Annotated in this window: 14 protein-coding genes; 7 read left to right on the forward strand and 7 right to left on the reverse strand. The window is 65.9% G+C overall.

Annotated elements, in window-relative coordinates; genetic code table 11:
• Nucleotides 1-27: 27 nt before the first annotated feature.
• From RT688_RS00240 to RT688_RS00270, 7 genes are all read left to right on the forward strand, one after another.
• Nucleotides 28-3,582, forward strand: coding sequence for an indolepyruvate ferredoxin oxidoreductase family protein (locus RT688_RS00240; protein ID WP_313702847.1), 3,555 nt, complete (start codon nt 28-30; stop codon nt 3,580-3,582).
• 212 nt (nt 3,583-3,794) lie between these two features.
• Nucleotides 3,795-7,082, forward strand: a complete 3,288-nt coding sequence (gene icmF / locus RT688_RS00245) for a fused isobutyryl-CoA mutase/GTPase IcmF (RefSeq protein WP_313702849.1) — start codon at nt 3,795-3,797, stop codon at nt 7,080-7,082.
• Between the two features lie 143 nt (nt 7,083-7,225).
• Entirely contained in the window at nt 7,226-7,537 is a 312-nt protein-coding gene (locus RT688_RS00250; RefSeq protein WP_313702850.1) for a hypothetical protein, read from the forward strand.
• Nucleotides 7,538-7,708: 171 nt separating this feature from the next.
• Complete coding sequence (gene prsT, locus RT688_RS00255; RefSeq protein ID WP_313702851.1) at nt 7,709-10,483, forward strand: XrtA/PEP-CTERM system TPR-repeat protein PrsT; 2,775 nt, start codon at nt 7,709-7,711, stop codon at nt 10,481-10,483.
• 129 nt (nt 10,484-10,612) lie between these two features.
• The gene (locus tag RT688_RS00260; RefSeq protein ID WP_313702852.1) at nt 10,613-11,386 is read left to right on the forward strand and encodes an N-acyl amino acid synthase FeeM domain-containing protein; all 774 of its coding nucleotides are present in this window, start codon (nt 10,613-10,615) and stop codon (nt 11,384-11,386) included.
• 64 nt (nt 11,387-11,450) lie between these two features.
• A complete protein-coding gene (locus RT688_RS00265) occupies nt 11,451-12,338 on the forward strand; it encodes a ThiF family adenylyltransferase (RefSeq protein ID WP_313702853.1) in 888 nt (295 codons plus the stop codon).
• Complete coding sequence (locus tag RT688_RS00270) at nt 12,335-13,396, forward strand: nitroreductase family protein (RefSeq protein WP_313702854.1); 1,062 nt, start codon at nt 12,335-12,337, stop codon at nt 13,394-13,396. The genes RT688_RS00265 and RT688_RS00270 overlap by 4 nt, the downstream gene beginning before the upstream one ends.
• A 177-nt stretch (nt 13,397-13,573) precedes the next feature.
• Here the strand turns inward: RT688_RS00270 and pepA are convergent, their stop codons facing one another.
• From pepA to RT688_RS00305, 7 genes are all read right to left on the reverse strand, one after another.
• Nucleotides 13,574-14,434 (reverse strand): flocculation-associated PEP-CTERM protein PepA, encoded by an 861-nt coding sequence (gene pepA / locus RT688_RS00275; protein ID WP_313702855.1) that lies wholly within the window; start codon nt 14,432-14,434, stop codon nt 13,574-13,576.
• Nucleotides 14,435-14,619: 185 nt separating this feature from the next.
• Nucleotides 14,620-15,324 carry a GAF domain-containing protein gene (locus RT688_RS00280; protein ID WP_313702856.1) on the reverse strand — a complete coding sequence of 235 codons (705 nt, stop codon included), beginning with the start codon at nt 15,322-15,324 and terminating at the stop codon, nt 14,620-14,622.
• Between the two features lie 60 nt (nt 15,325-15,384).
• Complete coding sequence (locus RT688_RS00285; protein ID WP_313702857.1) at nt 15,385-16,470, reverse strand: nucleotidyltransferase family protein; 1,086 nt, start codon at nt 16,468-16,470, stop codon at nt 15,385-15,387.
• Nucleotides 16,467-17,384: an HprK-related kinase A gene (locus RT688_RS00290; protein ID WP_313702858.1), complete on the reverse strand. Its 918-nt coding sequence runs from the start codon at nt 17,382-17,384 to the stop codon at nt 16,467-16,469. Before RT688_RS00290 ends, RT688_RS00285 begins: the two co-directional genes overlap by 4 nt.
• A complete protein-coding gene (locus RT688_RS00295; protein WP_313702859.1) occupies nt 17,378-17,662 on the reverse strand; it encodes an HPr-rel-A system PqqD family peptide chaperone in 285 nt (94 codons plus the stop codon). The genes RT688_RS00290 and RT688_RS00295 overlap by 7 nt, the downstream gene beginning before the upstream one ends.
• 26 nt (nt 17,663-17,688) lie before the next feature.
• Nucleotides 17,689-18,327 carry a hypothetical protein gene (locus RT688_RS00300; protein ID WP_313702860.1) on the reverse strand — a complete coding sequence of 213 codons (639 nt, stop codon included), beginning with the start codon at nt 18,325-18,327 and terminating at the stop codon, nt 17,689-17,691.
• Nucleotides 18,328-18,535: 208 nt separating this feature from the next.
• Nucleotides 18,536-19,150, reverse strand: coding sequence for an XrtA/PEP-CTERM system exopolysaccharide export protein (locus RT688_RS00305; protein WP_313703143.1), 615 nt, complete (start codon nt 19,148-19,150; stop codon nt 18,536-18,538).
• Between the last annotated feature and the right edge of the window lie 90 nt (nt 19,151-19,240).

Genomic DNA, 19,240 nt, shown 5'->3' on the forward strand with positions numbered 1-19,240 from the left:
CACCAACTACAAAGCTTGGAGACTCACATGCCCGATACCGTCGCGCCGCGCGAGCCCGCGCAGGATTACACCTCGCGTCTGACCACTGTCACCCTCGACGACAAATACACTGCCAAGACCGGCAACATCTTCCTGTCCGGCATCCAGGCCCTGGTGCGCCTGCCGATGATGCAGCGCGAGCGCGACGCCGCCGCCGGCCTGGACACGGCCGGCTTCGTCTCGGGCTACCGCGGCTCGCCGCTGGGCGGTCTCGACGAGACCCTGTGGAAGGCGAAGAAGCACCTGGAAGCGAACCACGTGCAGTTCGTGCCGGGCGTGAACGAGGACCTGGCCGCGACCGCCGTCTGGGGCACGCAAACGGTCGACCTGATCGGCCCGACCAAGTACGACGGCGTGTTCGCCATGTGGTACGGCAAGGGCCCGGGCGTGGACCGCTGCGGCGACGTCTTCAAGCACATGAACCATGCCGGAACGAGCAAGAACGGCGGCGTGCTGCTGGTGGCCGGCGACGACCACGGCGCGTATTCGTCGACCCTGCCGCACCAGTCCGACCACATCTTCTCGGCCTGCATGATCCCGGTGCTCTACCCCTGCAACGTGCAGGAATACCTGGACCTCGGCGTGCACGGCTGGGCCATGTCGCGTTTCTCGGGCTGCGCCGTCGCTTTTAAAGCGCTGGCCGACACGGTCGAATCGAGCGCCTCGGTCGACGCCAACCCGCACCGCGTGCAGGTCAAGATCCCGCAGGACTTCGTCATGCCCGAAGGCGGCCTGAACACGAAGTTGTCGTCGGTGCCGCTGGGCCAGCAGGCGCGCGCCCAGGAAGCGCTGATGCAGGACTACAAGATCTATGCAGCCCTGGCCTACGCCCGCGAAAACAAGCTGAACCACACTACGATCGACAGCCCGAACGCCAAGCTCGGCATCATCGCCTCCGGCAAATCCTACCTCGATGTGCTGGAAGCGCTGGAAGAGCTGGGCATCGACGAAGCCATGGCGGCCAAGGTCGGCCTGCGCCTGTTCAAGGTCGCGATGATCTGGCCGCTGGAGCCGGAAGGCGTGCGCGAATTCGCGCAAGGCCTGGAAGAGATCCTGGTGGTCGAAGAAAAGCGGCAAGTCGTCGAGTACCAGCTCAAGGAGCAGCTCTACAACTGGCGCGACGACGTGCGTCCCCACATCATCGGCAAGTTCGACGACAAGGGCGAATGGGTCGCGCCGCGCGGCGACTGGCTGCTGCCGCCGAAGGCCGATTTCTCGGTGGCGCAAGTAGCGCGCGTGATCGCCGGCCGCATCGCGCGCCTGGTCGAGGACGGCGCCACGCGCGACCTGATCAAGGCCCGCCTGGCCTTCCTGGACGCGAAGGACGCCGTGCTGCAAAAGGCGATCACCACGCCGTTCCGCCCGGCCTTCTACTGCTCCGGCTGCCCGCACAACACCTCGACCAAGGTGCCGGAAGGTTCCTTCGCGCTGGCCGGCATCGGCTGCCACGTGATGGCGACCTCGATCTATCCCGAGATGAACAAGCTGACCACCCATATGGGCGGCGAAGGCGCGCCCTGGATCGGCCAGGCCGCGTTCTCGAAAGTGCCGCACGTGTTCCAGAACCTGGGCGACGGCACCTATTTCCACTCGGGCTACCTGGCCGTGCGCGCGGCCGTCTCGGCCAAGGTGAACATCACCTATAAGATCCTGTACAACGACGCGGTCGCGATGACCGGCGGCCAGCCGGTCGACGGCACCACGTCGGTGCCGCACATCGCCCAGCAGATGGCGGCCGAGGGCGTGAAGCGCATCGCGCTGGTGACCGAAGACCTGTCGCGCTACGAGGACCGCAGCGCCCTGCCGGCCATCGTCACCCTGCACGACCGCAAGGAGATGGACGCCATCCAGCGCGAGCTGCGCGAACTGCCGGGCGTGTCGGTCATCATCTACGACCAGACCTGCGCCGCCGAGAAGCGCCGCCGTCGTAAAAAAGGCGAGTTCCCCGACCTGGCCAAGCGCATGGTCATCAACGAAGCCGTCTGCGAAGGCTGCGGCGACTGCGGCGTGCAGTCGAACTGCGTCTCGATCCTGCCGAAGGAAACCGAGTTCGGCCGCAAGCGCCAGATCGACCAGTCCTCCTGCAACAAGGATTACTCGTGCGCCAAGGGCTTCTGCCCGAGCTTCGTCACCGTCGAAGGCGGTACGCTCAAGAAGAGCAAGGCCGGCGTCAGCAAGAGCGACGACGACGGCTGGGGCGCGCTGCCGGAACCGGTGCTGCCGTCCGTCGAGCATCCGTACAACATCCTCATCAACGGTATCGGCGGCACCGGCGTGATCACCGTCGGCGCCCTGATGGGCATGGCCGCCCACCTGGAGGGCAAGGGCGCCTCGGTGCTGGACATGACCGGCATGAGCCAGAAGAACGGCTCCGTCACCTCGCACGTGAAGATCGCGATGTCGCCGCAGCGCCTGCGCGCCCAGCGCATCGCCACCGGCGAGGCCGACCTGATCCTCGGCTGCGACATGCTGACCACCGGCGCCGCCGACGCGGTCTCGAAGATGCGCCCGGGCCGCACGCTCGCCATCGTCAACCTGCACGAACAGCCGACCGGCACCTTTGCCCAGAACGCCGACTGGCAGTTCCCGGCCGAGGACGTGCGCGGCCTGATCGTGGAAGCCGTGGGCGGCGCGGACGGCGCCGACTTCATCGACGCGACCAAGCTGGCCACCGCGCTGATGGGCGACTCGATCGCGACCAACCTGTTCCTGATGGGCTACGCCTGGCAGAAGGGCCGCATCCCGCTGACCGAGGCCGCCCTGCTGCGCGCCATCGAACTCAATGGCGTGGCGGTGGCATCGAACAAGAAGAGCTTCCTGTGGGGCCGTCGCGCCGCGGTCGACTTCAAGCGCGTCGAGAAGACCGCCACGCCGACCCAGGCCGTGCTGGTGCAGATGCCGCAGAGCCTGGAGACCGTCGTCAAGAAGCGCGTCGAATTCCTGACCGGCTACCAGGACGCGGCCTATGCCGGCGTGTATGCCGAGCTGGTGGAGAAGGTGCGCGCCGCCGAAACCGCGGCAGGTCTCGGCAACAAGCTGTCGATGGCGGTCGCCAAGTACTACTTCAAGCTGATGGCCTACAAGGACGAGTACGAAGTGGCGCGCCTGTACACCGATGGCCGCTTCCTCGAGCAGGTGAAATCGCAGTTCGAAGGCGACGTCAAGCTGAAGTTCAACCTGGCCCCGCCGCTGTTCGCGAAGAAGAACGCCAAGGGCGAACTGGTGAAGCAGGAGTTCGGCGCGTGGATGATGGGCGCCTTCAAGCTGCTGGCCAAACTCAAAGGCCTGCGCGGCGGCGCCTTCGACGTGTTCGGCTACACCACCGAGCGCAAGATGGAACGCGCGCTGATCAATGAATACCGCCAGATGATCGAAGGATTGCTGCCGACCCTGAACGGCGCCTCGCATGCCGACGCCGTCGCGCTGGCCAGCCTGCCGGAGCAGATCCGCGGCTTCGGCCACGTGAAGGAAAAGGCGGTCGAGGCCTTCCGCCTGCGCAAGGCGGAGCTGCTGAGCGGCAACGTCAAGAAACGCGCCGCCTGAAGCGGAGGAACGTAGGGTGGACGGCTCTGCCGTCCACGCGTCCAACGCATGTCTGATCCATCGCGAACGATTTAACGCTGCTTGAACGCGTGGACGGGGAACCCGTCCACCCTACGGGTCGCCTCATCACCACACCTCAAGCTTGACGTTAACGTTAACGTCATATACCGTACAAATCGAACCTGTCCGCTTCCGATTCCAGAAGGAACACCATGAACGACATCACCCCCGCCGCCAAGCTCGGCCTGCCTGAGCAACCGAAGCTGGCCAACAAGGTGCGCTTCGTCACCGCCGCCTCCCTGTTCGACGGCCACGACGCCTCGATCAACATCATGCGCCGCATCCTGCAGTCGAACGGCGTCGAGGTCATCCACCTCGGCCACAACCGCTCGGTCGACGAGGTCGTCACCGCGGCCCTGGCCGAAGACGTGCAGGGCATCGCCATCTCCAGCTACCAGGGCGGCCACGTCGAGTACTTCAAGTACATGATCGACCTGCTGAAACAACGCGGCGGCGCCCACATCAAGGTCTTCGGCGGCGGCGGCGGCGTCATCGTCCCGTCCGAGATCGAGGAACTGCACGCCTATGGCGTCGCACGCATCTTCAGCCCGGAAGACGGCCAGCGCATGGGCCTGGTGGGCATGATCCGCTCGATGATCGAAGCCTGCGACATCGACCTGTCGACCTATGCCCCGACCTCGATCGACGCCCTGCGCGCCGGCGACATCGCCGAACGCCACCGTCCGCTGGCCCAGTTGATCACCGCGCTGGAAAACGGCAAGGCCGACGAAGGCCTGCGCAAGCAGGTGTTGGAAGCGGCCGACACGCTGAAGGTACCGGCGCTGGGCATCACCGGCACCGGCGGCGCCGGCAAATCCTCGCTGACCGATGAACTCATCCGCCGCATCCGCCTCGACCAGAACGACCGCCTGAACATCGCGGTGATCTCGATCGACCCGTCGCGCCGCAAGTCGGGCGGCGCCCTGCTGGGCGACCGCATCCGCATGAACGCGATCAATCCGTGGAACGGTCAATCCCGCGTCTTCATGCGCTCGCTCGCCACCCGCGAAGCCGGTTCGGAGATCTCGGCCGCGCTCCCTAGCGTGATCGCCGCCTGCAAGGTCGCCGGCTTCGACCTGGTGATCGTCGAAACCTCGGGCATCGGCCAGGGCGACGCGGCCATCGTGCCGCACGTCGACGCCTCGATGTACGTGATGACGCCGGAATTCGGCGCCGCCTCGCAGCTCGAAAAAATCGACATGCTCGATTTCGCCGATTTCATCGCGATTAATAAATTCGACCGCAAGGGCGCCCAGGACGCGCTGCGCGACGTCGCCAAGCAGTACCAGCGCAACCGCGAACTGTGGTCGCAAAGCCCGGACGAGATGCCGGTGTTCGGCACCCAGGCCTCGCGCTTCAACGACGACGGCGTCACCGCCCTGTACCACGGCCTGCTGCCGAAGCTGGCGCAACTGGGCCTGCCGGTCGAGCCATCGAAACTGGCCGCGCCGTCGCAGAAGCACTCGAGCGGCAAGAACGTCATCGTGCCGCCGGCGCGCGCGCGTTATCTCGCCGAGATCGCCGACACCGTGCGCGGCTACCACAAGAACACCGCGAAACAGGTCAAGCTCGCCCGCGAGCGCCAGCAACTGAGCGAAACCAAGCGCATGCTGCTTGCTGCCAACCGCGAAGTGGTCCTGGACGACCTGATCACCGAGCGCGAGAACGCGATGGACGGCGGCGCGAAGAAGCTGCTGGCCATGTGGCCGGACATGCAGGCGGCCTACGCCGGCGACGACTACGTCGTCAAAATCCGCGACAAGGAAATTCGCACCAAGTTGGTGCAAAAAACCCTGTCCGGCACCACCATCCGTAAAGTCGCCCTGCCGAAGTTCGAGGACCACGGCGAAATCCTGCGCTTCCTGATGCTGGAAAACGTACCGGGCTCGTTCCCGTTCACGGCCGGCGTGTTCGCCTTCAAGCGCGAGGGAGAGGATCCGACCCGCATGTTCGCCGGCGAAGGCGACGCCTTCCGCACCAATAAACGTTTCAAGCTGGTGTCGACCGGCATGGACGCGAAGCGCTTATCCACTGCTTTCGACTCGGTGACCCTGTACGGCGCCGACCCGGCGCTGCGCCCGGACATCTACGGTAAAGTCGGCAACTCGGGCGTCTCGATCGCGACCCTGGACGACATGAAGGTGCTGTACGACGGTTTCGACCTGTGCAGCCCGAGCACCTCCGTCTCGATGACCATCAACGGCCCGGCGCCGACCATCCTCGCCATGTTCATGAACACGGCGATCGACCAGCAGATCGACAAGTTCGTGGCCGACAATGGCCGCCAGCCGACCGCCGACGAAGCGGCCAAGATCAGGGAATGGGTGCTGGCCAACGTGCGCGGCACGGTGCAGGCCGACATCCTGAAGGAAGACCAGGGCCAGAACACCTGCATCTTCTCGACCGAGTTCTCGCTGAAGGTGATGGGCGACATCCAGGAGTACTTCGTGCACCACCAGGTGCGCAACTTCTACTCGGTGTCGATCTCGGGCTACCACATCGCCGAAGCGGGCGCGAACCCGATCTCGCAGCTGGCGTTTACCCTGTCGAACGGCTTCACCTTTGTCGAAGCGTATCTTGCGCGCGGCATGCACATCGACGACTTCGCTCCCAACCTGTCGTTCTTCTTCTCGAACGGCATGGACCCGGAATACACGGTGCTGGGCCGCGTCGCGCGCCGCATCTGGGCCGTCGCCATGCGCGACAAGTACGGCGCCAACGACCGCTCGCAGAAGCTGAAGTACCACGTCCAGACCTCGGGCCGCTCGCTGCACGCGCAGGAGATCGACTTCAACGACATCCGCACCACGCTGCAGGCGCTGATCGCGATCTACGACAACTGCAACTCGCTGCACACCAACGCCTACGACGAGGCGATCACCACGCCGACCGACGAATCGGTTCGCCGCGCGCTGGCGATCCAGCTGATCATCAACCGCGAATGGGGTCTGGCCAAGAACGAAAACCCGAACCAGGGCGCCTTCATCATCGACGAGCTGACCGACCTGGTCGAGGAAGCGGTGCTGCAGGAGTTCGAGCGCATCGCCGAGCGCGGCGGCGTGCTGGGCGCAATGGAAACCGGCTACCAGCGCGGCAAGATCCAGGAAGAGTCGATGCTCTACGAGCACAAGAAGCACGACGGCTCGCTGCCGATCATCGGCGTCAACACCTTCCGCAATCCGAAGGGCGCCGGCGCCCCGGCCACGATCGAGCTGGCCCGTTCGACCGACGACGAGAAGCAGTCGCAATTGAAGCGCCTGGAGGACTTCCACCAGCGCCACGCGAATGAGGCGCCGGCCGCCCTGGCCGCGCTGCAGCAGGCCGCGATCGACAACCACAACGTGTTCGAGAAGCTGATGGACGCCGTGCGCGTCTGCTCACTGGGCCAGATCACCACCGCCCTGTTCGAGGTGGGCGGGCAGTATCGCCGCAACATGTAAGGCCTTTCGCCTTGCCGCCGGCCGGCGCCTTCGGGCGCCGGCTTTTTTTTTGCGCATGACTCCGAACAGGCGGCGCGCAGTCCCGTGGCCACTGCCACGCCACCTCCCCTACAATGGCTTCACCACGACCCTCGGAGCCACGCATGCCGATCAAGCCCGAACACCTTGCGCAACTGATGCGCGAAGTCGAGCAGGAAGATCCGATCGATTTCGCCGACCTGCCCTTTGCCGAGGACGAGCTGCGCCAGCTGGTGGCGAGCCACCTGTGCGAGATGGCCGCGGCGATGGAAAACTTCAGCACCGAGGACCGCCTCTTGACCCTGCTTGCGGTATCGGCCAAGCTGGTGCTGGAAAACCTGGTGTTGCACGTGCAATTGCTGCGCCGGCACGGTTTGCCGGTTGGCGACAATGTCGAGGCCCTGCTGAGCCGCCTGCGCAAGGGCGACACCGAATGAGCCGCTGCCGTCTGAACGCAGCCGTCAGGAAACCTGTCCAAAAAGAAATCGCGCGTATGCAACAGCGATTTCCATTGTGCGGGATACAAGCCATTCCTTGAGGTATTATTGTTAGTGAGGAAACTCGTCGGCCGGATTCCGGACGGCGTCAGCACACACCCTGAGGAACCCATGTCCCGTAAAGTCTCCAAGATCAAACTCACCACCGCCGTCGTGACGAGCGCGCTGCTGCTGGCCGGCCTGGGTGGTTGCAGCCGCGACGAATCGACCGCTACCCTGCTCGCCGAAGCCAAGCAGTACCAGCAGAAGGGCGACCAGAAGGCCGCCCTGATCCAGCTGAAGAATGCCGTGGCGAAGAGCCCCGAGGACGTCGAGGCGCGCCTGGCGCTCGGCACCCTGTATGTCGAGACCGGCGACCCGGTCTCGGCCGAGAAGGAATTGCGCCGCGCCGCCAGCCTGGGCGGCGCCAGCGAGCGCGTGCTGCCGGAACTGGCGCGCGCCCTGCAGTCGCAAGGCAAGTTCAAGGAAGCGCTCGACGAACTCAAGCCCGAGCTGGTCGCCAAGTCGGCGCCGCTGCTGGCCTTGCGCGGCGACGCCCTGCTGGCGCAGAACCAGCAGGCCGAAGCGAAGAAATCGTACGACGCGGCGCTGGCGCTGCAGCCGAACAGCGGCGCGGCGCTGATGGGCCTCGCGCGCCACGCGCTGGTGACCCGTGACGGCGAAGCCGCCGAGCGCTACGCCGCCGAGGCGACCACCAAGGATGCGAACAACCCCGAAGTCTGGATGTTCCGCGGCGGCATGCTGCGCGCCACCGGCAAGCCGGACGAGGCCCTGGCCGCGTTCGACAAGGTGCTGGCGCTGCGTCCGCAGGACCGCAATGCCAACGTCGAGAAGGCCTACATCCGCATCGAGCAGGGCAAGTACGCCGAAGCGCGCGCCGAAATCGAAGCGGGCCGCAAGGCCGCGCCGAACAGCCTGGGCGTGCTCCACGCCCAGGCCCTGGTCGACCACACCGAGGGCAAATACGCGGCCGCGCGCGAGTCGCTGCAGAAGATCCTCAAGAGCGCGCCGGAACACCTGCCGAGCATCCTGCTGGCCGGTGCGGTCGAGCTGAATCTGGGGTCGAACGGCCAGGCCGAGGCCTACCTGCGCAAGTACCTGGCGGCCGATCCGAACAACCTGTACGCGCGCAAGCTGCTGGCCCAGGCCCTGCTCAAGGGTGCGCAGCCGGCCGACGCGGTCGCCGCGCTGGCGCCGGCCCTGGACAACACCAACGATCCGCAGCTGCTGGCCCTGGCCGGCGAGTCCTACATGCAGGCACGCGACTTCGGCAGGGCCACCGCGCTGTTCGAGAAGGCTGCCAAGCTGGCGCCCGACGCCGCCGTGCTGCATACCTCGCTCGGCCTGTCGCGCCTGAGCCAGGGCGACAACGCCAAGGCCATCGACGAACTCGAACGCGCCGCCGAACTCGATCCGAAATCGCCGCGCGCGCTGACCGCCCTGGTCCAGGCCGAACTCAACCTGAAGCGCTACGACAAGGCACTGGCCGCGGTCACCCGGCTTGAGCAGGCGCAGCCGGACAATCCGCAGACCCAGAACCTGAAGGCCTCGGTGCACCTGGCCAAGGGCGACGTGCCGGCCGCGCGCGCCGCCTTCGAAAAGGCGCTGCAGCTGCAGCCGACCTTCTTCCCGGCCGCCGCCAACCTGGCCCAGCTCGACCTGCGCGAGCAGAAGCCGGACGCCGCCCGCAAGCGTTTCGAGGCGCTGCTGGAGAAGGACAAGAAGAACTTCGGCGCGATGGCCGCGCTGGCCGACCTGGCCATGCTGCAGCAAAAGCCCGAGGAAGCCACCACCTGGCTGGAAAAGGCGCAAGCCGAGAATCCCGACGCGATCCCGGCCGTACTGAAGCTGGGCAGCCACTACCTGGTGACCAAGCAGGAAGCAAAGGCGCTGACGCTGGCGCGCAAGTTCCAGGCCTCGAACCCGTCCAGCCCCGACCTGCTCGACCTGCTCGGCCAGGCCCAGCTGGCGAACAATGACGCGCAGGGCGCGCTCGACAGCTACAGCAAGCTGGTCAACGTGCTGCCGAAATCGGCCCTGGCGCAAATGCGCCTGGCCAGTGCCCATGCCAAGCTGAAGAACGACAGCGCCGCCGCCGAAGCGCTCAAGCGCGCCGTCGCGCTGCAGCCGGACCTGCTACAGGCGCGCGTGGCCCAGGTCGAACTGGCGATGCGCCGCGGCCGTCACGACGAGGCGCTGGCGATGGCGCGCGACCTGCAGCAGAAGACCCCGGGTTCGCCGGTCGGCTTCCTGCTCGAGGGCGACCTGCAGCAGACGCTGAAGAAGCCGGAACTGGCCGTGGCCGCCTACGACAAGGCGCTCGCGATCACCAAGTCGGGCGCGATCCTGATGCGCAGCGCCGAGACGCTGCGCAAGATGGGCAAGACCAAGGAAGCGCAGCAGCGCATCGCCGCCTGGGCCAAGCAGAACCCGGAAGACGCGACGGTCCAGATGTACCTGGCCGAATCGCACATGGCCGAGAAGCAGTTCAAGCCGGCCATCGCCATCCTCGAGGCCCTGGTCAAGCGCCAGCCGGACAACGGCGCGGCGCTGAACAACCTGGCCTGGGCCTACCAGCAGGACAAAGACCCGCGCGCGCTGGCCACCGCCGAACAGGCCTACAAGGTCGCGGCAAACAATGCCTCGGTCATGGACACGCTGGGCTGGATGCTGGTCGAACAGGGCAATGTCGAACGCGGCCTGCCGCTGCTGCAAAAAGCGGTCGGCAGTAGTCCGAATGCGCCGGAGATCCGTTATCACCTGGCGGTCGGACTGCATAAATCCGGCGACAAGAACGGCGCGCGCAAGGAACTCGAAACCCTGCTCGCCCAGAACAAGCCATTCCCCCAGCTGGACGAGGCGCGTTCGTTGCTAAAAACTCTATAAAGCTCTACTATTCCAGCAGAATAAAACCGACAGGACCGCGCTTCTTTCCGGCATCGGAACGGGTGCGGCATTGGGCCAAACCGGGGCGCCGCCGCAATCGCGGCGGCGCCGCAAAACGAGGTGTCCGCGATGACAAAATCCGAAGATGTGAAGGAAAACGGAGAAGTTTCCGTCGAAATTCTATCGAACGCTCATGTTTCCGAGGATCGCGATAATATGGCGAACTCAGAATTAGAGGATGTTATCGTGAACCAAGATTCATATGGAATCCGGCTTACCGATACGGCGAAAGGACGCAATTCGGCCAGCATGCTGGTCAACAAGATGTATGCCTGGCGCGGCTACGCGGGGACGCACCAGTTCACGGACGACCCCAACCGCATCACCCTCACCGCCACCGACAAGGGCGACGTGGTCGGTACGCTGACGCTGGGGATCGACTCGCCGATCGGCCTGATGGCCGACCAGATTTTCAAGGAAGAACTCGACGTTTACCGCGCGCGCGGGGCCAAGCTCTGTGAATTCACCAAGCTGGCCTTCGACCCGACGGTGCGCTCGAAAACCTCGCTGGCCAACCTGTTTCACCTGGCCGTGATTTACGCGCGCGATATCCACGATTGCACCGATATCGTCATCGAAGTCAATCCGCGCCATCGGCGTTTTTACGAGCACATGCTCGGATTCGAGCGGGTCGGCGACGTCAAGACCAATCCGCGCGTGAATGCGCCGGCTTACCTCCTGCGTATCAGCCTGGAATATGTGACGGAACAGATCAAGAATCTCGGCGGCACCTGGAGCACCACCACCAACGAGCGTTCCTTCTATCCGTATTTCTTCTCGCCGCGCGAGGAGCAAGGCATTATCAACCGGTTGCGCCGCATCGACGAACAACAGGTCGCGTAATGCCATCCATGCGGGCGCCGCGGCGCGCCCATTCTTTTTCTTCCCGCAGTATTCTTTTCCGCACATGAGCACTCCTTTCCCCTACGAGCAGGCGTTTTCCCGAAATATTGGCTGGGTCACGAAGGAGGAACAGGCAAGATTGCGGCAAAAGCGGGTGGCGATCGCCGGCGGCGGCGGTGTCGGCGGCGTGCATGCGATGACCCTGGCGCGCCTGGGCGTCACCAAATTCCACATCGCCGACTTCGACAGCTTCGACGTGCCCAACTTTAACCGCCAGGTCGGCGCCATGGTCTCGACCCTGGGCCAGCCGAAGGCCGAGGTCATCCGCCGCATGCTGCTCGACGTGAATCCCGAGTGCGAGGTCGTGGTGTTCGGCGAAGGCATCAATGCCGGCAACCTGGACGCCTTCCTGCAGGGCGTCGACATGTACGTCGACGCGCTCGACTTCTTCGCCTTCGAGATCCGCCAGCAGACCTTCGCCCTGTGCGCGAAGCTCGGCATTCCGGCCAGCACCGTGGCGCCGCTGGGCATGGGCGCGGCCCTGCTCAACTTCCTGCCCGGGCAGATGACCTTCGAGGAATACTTCCAGTGGGGAGACCTGCCGGAAACCGACAAGGCGGTGCACTTCGTGGTCGGCCTGGCGCCGGCCGGGCTGCACCGCCCGTATCTCGTGGTGCCGGAAGCGGTGAATTTCGTCGAGCGGCGCGGTCCCTCGACCATCATGGCCTGCCAGCTGTGCGCCGGCGTGATGGGCACCGAGGCGCTGAAGATCCTGCTCGGCCGCGGCAAGGTGCTGGCCGCGCCCTGGGGCGTGCAGTTCGACGCCTACCGCAACAAGCTGGTGCGCACCTGGCGCCCGGGCGGCAACAAGAATCCCCTGCACCGCCTGATGATCAAGATCGGCAAGCAGCAGCTGGCGAAAGACCTGGCGGCGGCGGGAGTGACGCGATGAGCACGATGGAACAAATCCTCGAGCTGGCGCGCTGGGCGCCCAGCGGCGACAACATGCAGACCTGGCGTTTCGAGATCGCGGCGCCCGACCACCTGGTGGTGCACGCCTACGATACGCGCGACCACTGCGTCTACGACCTCGACGGCCACCCGAGCCAGATCGCCTTCGGCACCCTGCTCGAGACCATCGCGATCGCCGCCAGCGCCCACGGCCTGCGCGCCGACATCGCCCGCCGCCCGGCGGGCCGCGAGACCCATCCGGAATTCGACGTGCGCTTCGTGGCCGACCCGGCAATCAAGCCGAGCCCGCTGCTGCAGGCGATCGAGGAGCGCCGCGTGCAGCGCCGCCCGATGAAGACCACGCCCCTGAGCGCCGAGCACAAGCGCCTGCTCGAGGAGACCGTCGGGCCCGGATACACCCTGACCTGGCTCGAGAGCCGCGACCAGAAATGGCAGGCGGCCAAGCTCATGTACAACAACGCCAGGCTGCGCCTGACCATGCCGGAGGCTTTCGAGACCCACCGCAGCATCATCGACTGGGAAAACCGCGTCGAAAGCCCGGACAAGGTGCCGGCCAACGCGCTCGGGGTCGACGCCATGACCCTGCACCTCATGAAATGGGCAATGGTCAGCTGGCGCCGCATGGCGACCATGAACACCCTGATGGGCACCTGGGCGCCGCGCCTTCAAATGGACCTGGCGCCCGGCATGGCCTGCGCCGCCCACTTCGTGCTGAAGGCGAAGCGTGCACCGGCCTCGATCGACGACTACGTCGCCGCCGGCCGCGCACTGCAGCGCTTCTGGCTGACGATGACGACGCTCGGCCTGTACATGCAGCCCGAAATGACGCCGCTGATCTTTTCCAAGTACGCGCGCGAGAACACCCGGTTTACCGCCAACGCGCGCCTGGAGCAGGCGGCGCGCGACCTGCAGCGCCAGACCGAGGCCCTGATCTTCGACGGCCAGGGGCATCCGGTCTACATGGGACGCATGGGCTACGGCCCGCGTCCGACCTCGCGCTCGGTGCGCCGTCCGGTGGCGGAGCTGCTGAGGCGCTGAAGCGGCAACTGGAACGCAAAACGGCAAGCCTGGCTTGCCGTTTTTTTTTGCTCTCTTTTAGCCTGGTCTGCCCGCGCCGTGCAAAGACAAAGAGCGGGCAAGCCCGCTCTTTGTCGTCACGTCGATTTGATCCTTGCGGATCGGTTCTATCCTCGCGGATGAACCGGAAAGCCCGACTTAGGCCTTCTTGGCGCGCTTGCGTGCAGCGACGCCGGCGCCCAGCATGGCGATGCCGAACAGGGCCAGCGAGCCCGGCTCCGGAACTTCAGCCAGCTTGAACTGACCGTTGTTCGAAACGAAGAAGTACTGGCCCGGCGCGTTGGCGTAGTCAGTGCCGTCGCAGCCGGCGCCGCCGAAGCCGGCGAACTGGCAGGCGACTTCGTCGACCAGGCGGTTGGTCGGCTCGCCGACGGTGTTGGCGTTGGTGAAGGCGAACGACAGGATCGATTCCATCGACAGGTCGTCACCCATCGAGTTGAAGAAGTAGCCCGACTCCAGCATGCCCGGCATGGCCTTGGCGTTGACGGTCACCTGGCCGTTGTTGACAGGCGAGCCGCTTGCATCGACCAGGCCGCCGCCGCCAGCCAGCACGTTGAATTCGGCGATCAGGTTGCCCAGGTTCGCGCCGTAGTAGCCGTCGGTGCCGGCGTACTGGCCGTTGGTCGGATTCTGGTACATCTTGATGGTGCCGCCGGTGAACGAGAAGGCGCCGCTGAAGTTACCGGTGCCGTAAGCTTCGAAGGTCGCGGTGATGTTGCCGCCAGCGAAGTTCTGCGGGAACAGCATGCCGTTCGAGTCGGCTTGGACGATGTTGAACACGGCATGTTCACGGAACGAGAAGCTGGTGCCGCCGGTCGGGGTCAGCTCGATGAAGGCATTGCCGTTCACGTCCAGGTATTCGTTGATGACCTGACCGTTTTCGTAGCCACCGCCGTTCGGGTTGAAGACCCAGTCATTCAGGACCGGGCCGGCGTGAGCGGCACCAGCCATCGACATTGCTACAGCTGCTGCGCAGGTCAGTTTCTTCAGAAATTTCATGATTGGTATCCTCGTTCTGTGGTTGATCGGTTTTTGGCAAACACACCCATCTATTAGCAATGGTCGTGCCAGCTCTTCCGTTTCTTTTTAAATCAACGACTTACCGAGGAATGTTAGAGATTACTCAACAATTGTGTAAAAATTATCGACATACATTTCTTTTCAGAAAATGTCAATAGGCATCGTTACTTTTTTTCGTGCAATTTGTTGTTGAGTTGATCAATGATTTCGCTGGCCGCGCCGACGATCTGCGGCGCCTCGAAACCGGCCTTGACGAGTTCCTTGAAGAAAGAGCGGGCCAGGATGCGCGCCACCTCCTCCGGATTGCGGTAGGCGGTGCGTCCGGCCTCCTCGGTCTCGTGGGCCAGGGCCAGCTGGGCAAAACGCGAATCGAGCAGGCGCTGCAGCTGCACCACCTGGATACTCTTGCCGATGAACAGGCAGGTCACCTCGAGCAGCGCCAGGTCGTCCTGGACGAAGGTGCTGCCGGCGACGTTCACCACGCCGACGATGCGCCCTTCGATCCGGATCGGCGCCGACATCAGGCTGCGGCCGGCCCCGCGCGGGCGCCGCGCCAGCAGCGCATAGGCCGAGTTGCCGATGTCCTCGACCAGCAGCGCCTGGCCGCTGGCCAGCACCTGGCCGCTGATGCCTTCGCCGCGGCCGATGTCGGCCGCCAGCACGGCGTCGGGCAGGTCGCCGGCGCGCGCATGCACGCGCAGGCGCAGGTCTTCGCCGCTGCCGCCACTGAGCAGCATGATCGAGCAACTGTCGGCATTCAGCATGCGGGCACATTGCTGGGCCTGACTCCGCAGGCTGTCCTCCAGGCTGCCGCTGGAGAGGAAATGCTGCAGGTCGTGCAGCCGCATCAGGCCGTGGTCCGCTTCCATGTGTCACCTCGTCGTCGACGGGTCCGCCCCGTCCGTTGCGTCCCGACCGGCGGCGCGGCGCTAGTTTGCCGGCTCGGCCTTCGGGGACAGGAATGCCTTGTGAAACAGGTGCCGCGACAGCATCAGCGGCGGCATGCGCAGCCAGTTGCCGCGTATATAAAGCGCGGCGCGCGTCGCGCCGTCGAAGGCATCGGCGCAGCTCGGGTGCGGCGGCAGCAGCGCGCGCCCGAACAGCGCATCCATCAGGGCCAGCAAGGCCGGCCCCGGACTGCCCACGCGCGCCTGCTCCAGCACCGCCGCCGGCACCGGGGTGCCGAGCAGGCGCGTGCAGTAGCGCAGCGCATAGAAGAGCGGACGCGCCAGCTGCAGTTCCTGCGCGCGCGCCGGCAGCGCCGTCCAGAAGCCGGGCTGGGCGCCGAAATGGCGCAGCAGGCGGTGCAGGTCGAACAGGTCGCGCAGCCCATGATGGTACTCGCCTTCGGAAAACAGGTGAGCCGCGCTGTGCAGCACCATGTCGCAAGGCGCCAGCGTGAACACGCCGTCCATGCCGGGGATCGGGCGCGCGGCCGCGCGCAGGCGCGCCGGATCCGGGCGCACCGCCGCCGTCTCCGGCAGGATCGCATGGTGGACGTCGATCACGCTGCTGCGCCGCATGTGCTGCAGCGGCGGCAGCTCGTGCATCCATTCGCGGTAATAGCGCTGGTCGTATTCGTCGTGGTGGGTGCCGGCCCAGCCGTGCAGCATCAGCGCGCTTTCGACGTCGGCCAGGCGCTCCTTCGGCACCAGGATGTCGATGTCGGAAAACAGGCGCCCGGGGGCGGCGGGCAGGCCGGCGGCCGCGTAGGCCGTGCCCTTCAGCAGGATCAGGGGCAGGCCGGTGGCTGCCAGCGCGCGCTGCACCTGGCGCAGCTCGAAGCGCACCGCGCCCAGGTGGCGTTCCCACACCGTGCGCTCCCAGCCCAGGCGGCGCCGGGCGCGTGCCGGCAAGGCCGCGAGCAGCCCGTGTTCCTCGGCCAGCAGGCCAAGGGTGGCGCCGAGCTTGGCGGCGCCGGCCTGGCGCAGCAGCAGGTCCCAGTCGCGCTCGTCGAAAGCGGCCATGGCGGCCGGTTCGCGCAGCGCGCGCAGCAGCACGGGCAGGCCCTTCACGCCTCCTCCTCCAGCAGGCGCTCGAAGACGGCGACGGCATCGTCCAGGCGGCCGTAGCTGAAATCGAAGGTGCGCACCTGGCCGACCAGGCGCGCCACGGCCTGGAAGCCGGCTTCGCCGAGCAGGCTGTAATTGAATGCGTTCTCGGCCAGGCGCATGTGGGCGCGCGCCTGCAGCACGGCCTGCAGCACGGCCGGCGCCTCGCTGCGCCACCGCGGGAACACGATCCAGGCCGGCTGCGCCGGCTCCAGCGCGCGCGCCACGCTGTCGCTGGAGGCGCGCATGTGGGCCACGGTGCCCTTCACGGTGTCCGTCACCGGACGCGTAAAGGCAGCCTGCGGCGCGTAGGCGCGGATGACGTCGATCGAGGCGTTCTTCAGGCTCACCGGGCGCGGCAGCGGATCGATGCGGCCGTCGTCGAGCCGCACCAGGGTCAATTCGTCCGACAGCAGGCGCCAGCCGCGGTTGACCAGGGCCGCGCACAGGGTGCTCTTGCCGGAACCGGGCGGCGCGGGCAGGATCGCCGCGCGGCCGCCCTTCTCGATCACCGCCGCATGGATCACCAGCCAGGAATGGGCCTGGCTCGACACGCACCAGTTCATCGCCCATTCGAACATCGGGAAGGCCTGGGCCAGGGGCAGCGGCTGGAACGGCGCCATGCCGTCGTAATGGAAGTGCACCTGCGGCCGGACCAGGCGGCGCAGGCCGCGCGAGCCGGACAGGCGCACGTGGAAGTCGGCCAGCGCGCCGTCATCGAGCACCGGGTAGTCGGCGTACATCGTGCCCAGGGCGTCGATCAACGGCGCCAGCGTGCTGCGGACGCAGGTCACGAAAGGACCGGTCTGCAGGCGCAGGCCGGGACCGCGCAAGCGCGCGCCGAGTTCGCGGCGGCCGAGGCTCCCGACGGTCAGCATTCCACCGCCTCGATCAGATAGAGGGCGGCCAGGCCGGCCAGCAGTTCGTCGAGTGCGGCAAGGGTATCGGGGTCGATATTGGCGGGATCGCCGGCATCGCCGGCCAGGTCGCCGGCCGACTGCGGCAGTTCGCCAAGGGCCTGCAGCAGGCCGAGGGTGGCGTCGTCCACCAGGTGGGTGGCGCCGGACAGGTCGTTGAAGAGCACGCATTCGCCATCGTGGCAGCGGTGCACCAGGCGCTGGCCGGGGGCCAGGCGCCAGATCGGCGAACTACGCATGCGTCACGACGGCGTGCCGTTCCATCCTAGCGGAAGGTGGTTTCCAGATAGCCAGCGATCTGCGCCCCGGTCCAGGGGGTGGCGCTGCCGGTCGGCTTGTAGCCGTTGGTGAGGGTGAATTCGTCCCACATGGCGACGACCTTGTCTTCCGGCAGCACGCTCGGGATGCCGGAACGGGCCGACGAACGCGCGTTGAGCAGCGCGGTGACGATCTGCATCGCCACGTTGTTGCGGTCGATCTCCTTGATTTCCTTGGCCTCTTTGGGACGGGCAAGCACCTGCATCAGGGTATAGTCCGCCAGGCCGGCATAGTTGCCGCGCGCCGCCAGCACGTCGCCGAACCGGGTGTCGGGACTGGTGCCGGTGCTCGACATCCATGCACTGCCGTGGTTCTTCCAGTAGCCGTGCGAGCGGTTATTGGTGCAGGAATTCTGCGGATTGTGGCTGGCGGTCTTGATCGACATGAAGCCGGACGGCGAAGCGCAGGGCAGGAGCTCGTCCGCGGCCATGCCGGCCTGGCTGTGCAGGGTCAGGATGACGCCGGCCGCACCGACGCCGGCCCGCGTGAAGCGGCGCCGCGCGGCGCCGCGGGCGTCGAGCTGCGGCGCATCGTGTGGCCCTTGCGCCTCGGGCATGGTCGGCTTGCGGTCTGCTTGATCTTCCATATCGACGGTTTCCTGAGTCATCGAAAGTATGCCATAGCCGCGTCCGGTGACGCGCTTTTTCAACCTTGAAGCAAGCCCCGTACCAGGCATATCAAATTGACTAAATGCAACAGTGAATCAAGCACTTAGCGGGACATGCGCTGGCGAGGAGCAAAATGCAACGACGCCTGAGCGGCGTCGTTGTAAGAAAACCCGACAGCGGTTCGGATTAGAAGAAGCTTTCCGGGATCACCAGGATGTCGCCCGGGCGCATCGGCATGTTGGCCGAGATGTCGCCTTCCTTGATCAGGTCGTCCAGACGCACGTTCAGCTTTTCCTGGCGGCCGTCGACGTTGCGGATGATGCTGGCCTTGTTACCCGAGGCGAACTCGGTGACGCCGCCGACGGCAATCAGGACATCCATCAGCGACATGTCGCGGCGGTAGGCCAGCGCCTGCGGCTTGGCGGCCTGGCCGATCACGCGGATCTGCTCGGCGTAGTTGCCGACGAAACCGGTAACGACGACGGTCACGACCGGCTGCTGGATGAACTTGGCCAGGGCCTTCTCGATGTCACGCGCCAGTTCGGTCGAGGTCTTGCCGGCGGCCGGCAGGTCTTCGACCAGCGGGGTCGTGATCTTGCCGTCCGGACGCACCGGCACCGACATCGACACCTCCGGGTTACGCCAGACGATGATGTTCACGGCATCGCCTGGTCCGATCAGGTAGTCGGCCGGCGCGGCCTGGGCCATGGCGGCGGCCGATGGCGCCGGCGGCTTGCTGGCGCAGCCGGCCAGGGCCAGGCCGCAGGCGGCGGCCAGCGCCAGTTTCGTCAGATTCGTCATGATCTTGCTCACGTCAATTCCTTTCCCGGCATGCAGCGACCGGCAGCGCCACGCTGTTACGAATGCCTTAAAATTGTTATTTAGCCATCA

It is taken from the genome of Massilia sp. (assembly GCF_032106685.1).
Lineage (GTDB): Bacteria > Pseudomonadota > Gammaproteobacteria > Burkholderiales > Burkholderiaceae_D > Telluria.

Coding starts and splice junctions, on each gene's coding strand:
- RT688_RS00250 (WP_313702850.1), top strand. CDS start 7,226: ATGCCGATCAAGCCCGAACACCTTGCGCAACTGATGCGCGAAGTCGAG.
- RT688_RS00295 (WP_313702859.1), bottom strand. CDS start 17,662: ATGCGTAGTTCGCCGATCTGGCGCCTGGCCCCCGGCCAGCGCCTGGTG.
- RT688_RS00290 (WP_313702858.1), bottom strand. CDS start 17,384: ATGCTGACCGTCGGGAGCCTCGGCCGCCGCGAACTCGGCGCGCGCTTG.
- prsT (WP_313702851.1), top strand. CDS start 7,709: ATGTCCCGTAAAGTCTCCAAGATCAAACTCACCACCGCCGTCGTGACG.
- RT688_RS00305 (WP_313703143.1), bottom strand. CDS start 19,150: ATGACGAATCTGACGAAACTGGCGCTGGCCGCCGCCTGCGGCCTGGCC.
- icmF (WP_313702849.1), top strand. CDS start 3,795: ATGAACGACATCACCCCCGCCGCCAAGCTCGGCCTGCCTGAGCAACCG.
- RT688_RS00265 (WP_313702853.1), top strand. CDS start 11,451: ATGAGCACTCCTTTCCCCTACGAGCAGGCGTTTTCCCGAAATATTGGC.
- RT688_RS00280 (WP_313702856.1), bottom strand. CDS start 15,324: ATGGAAGCGGACCACGGCCTGATGCGGCTGCACGACCTGCAGCATTTC.
- pepA (WP_313702855.1), bottom strand. CDS start 14,434: ATGAAATTTCTGAAGAAACTGACCTGCGCAGCAGCTGTAGCAATGTCG.
- RT688_RS00270 (WP_313702854.1), top strand. CDS start 12,335: ATGAGCACGATGGAACAAATCCTCGAGCTGGCGCGCTGGGCGCCCAGC.
- RT688_RS00300 (WP_313702860.1), bottom strand. CDS start 18,327: ATGGAAGATCAAGCAGACCGCAAGCCGACCATGCCCGAGGCGCAAGGG.
- RT688_RS00240 (WP_313702847.1), top strand. CDS start 28: ATGCCCGATACCGTCGCGCCGCGCGAGCCCGCGCAGGATTACACCTCG.
- RT688_RS00260 (WP_313702852.1), top strand. CDS start 10,613: ATGACAAAATCCGAAGATGTGAAGGAAAACGGAGAAGTTTCCGTCGAA.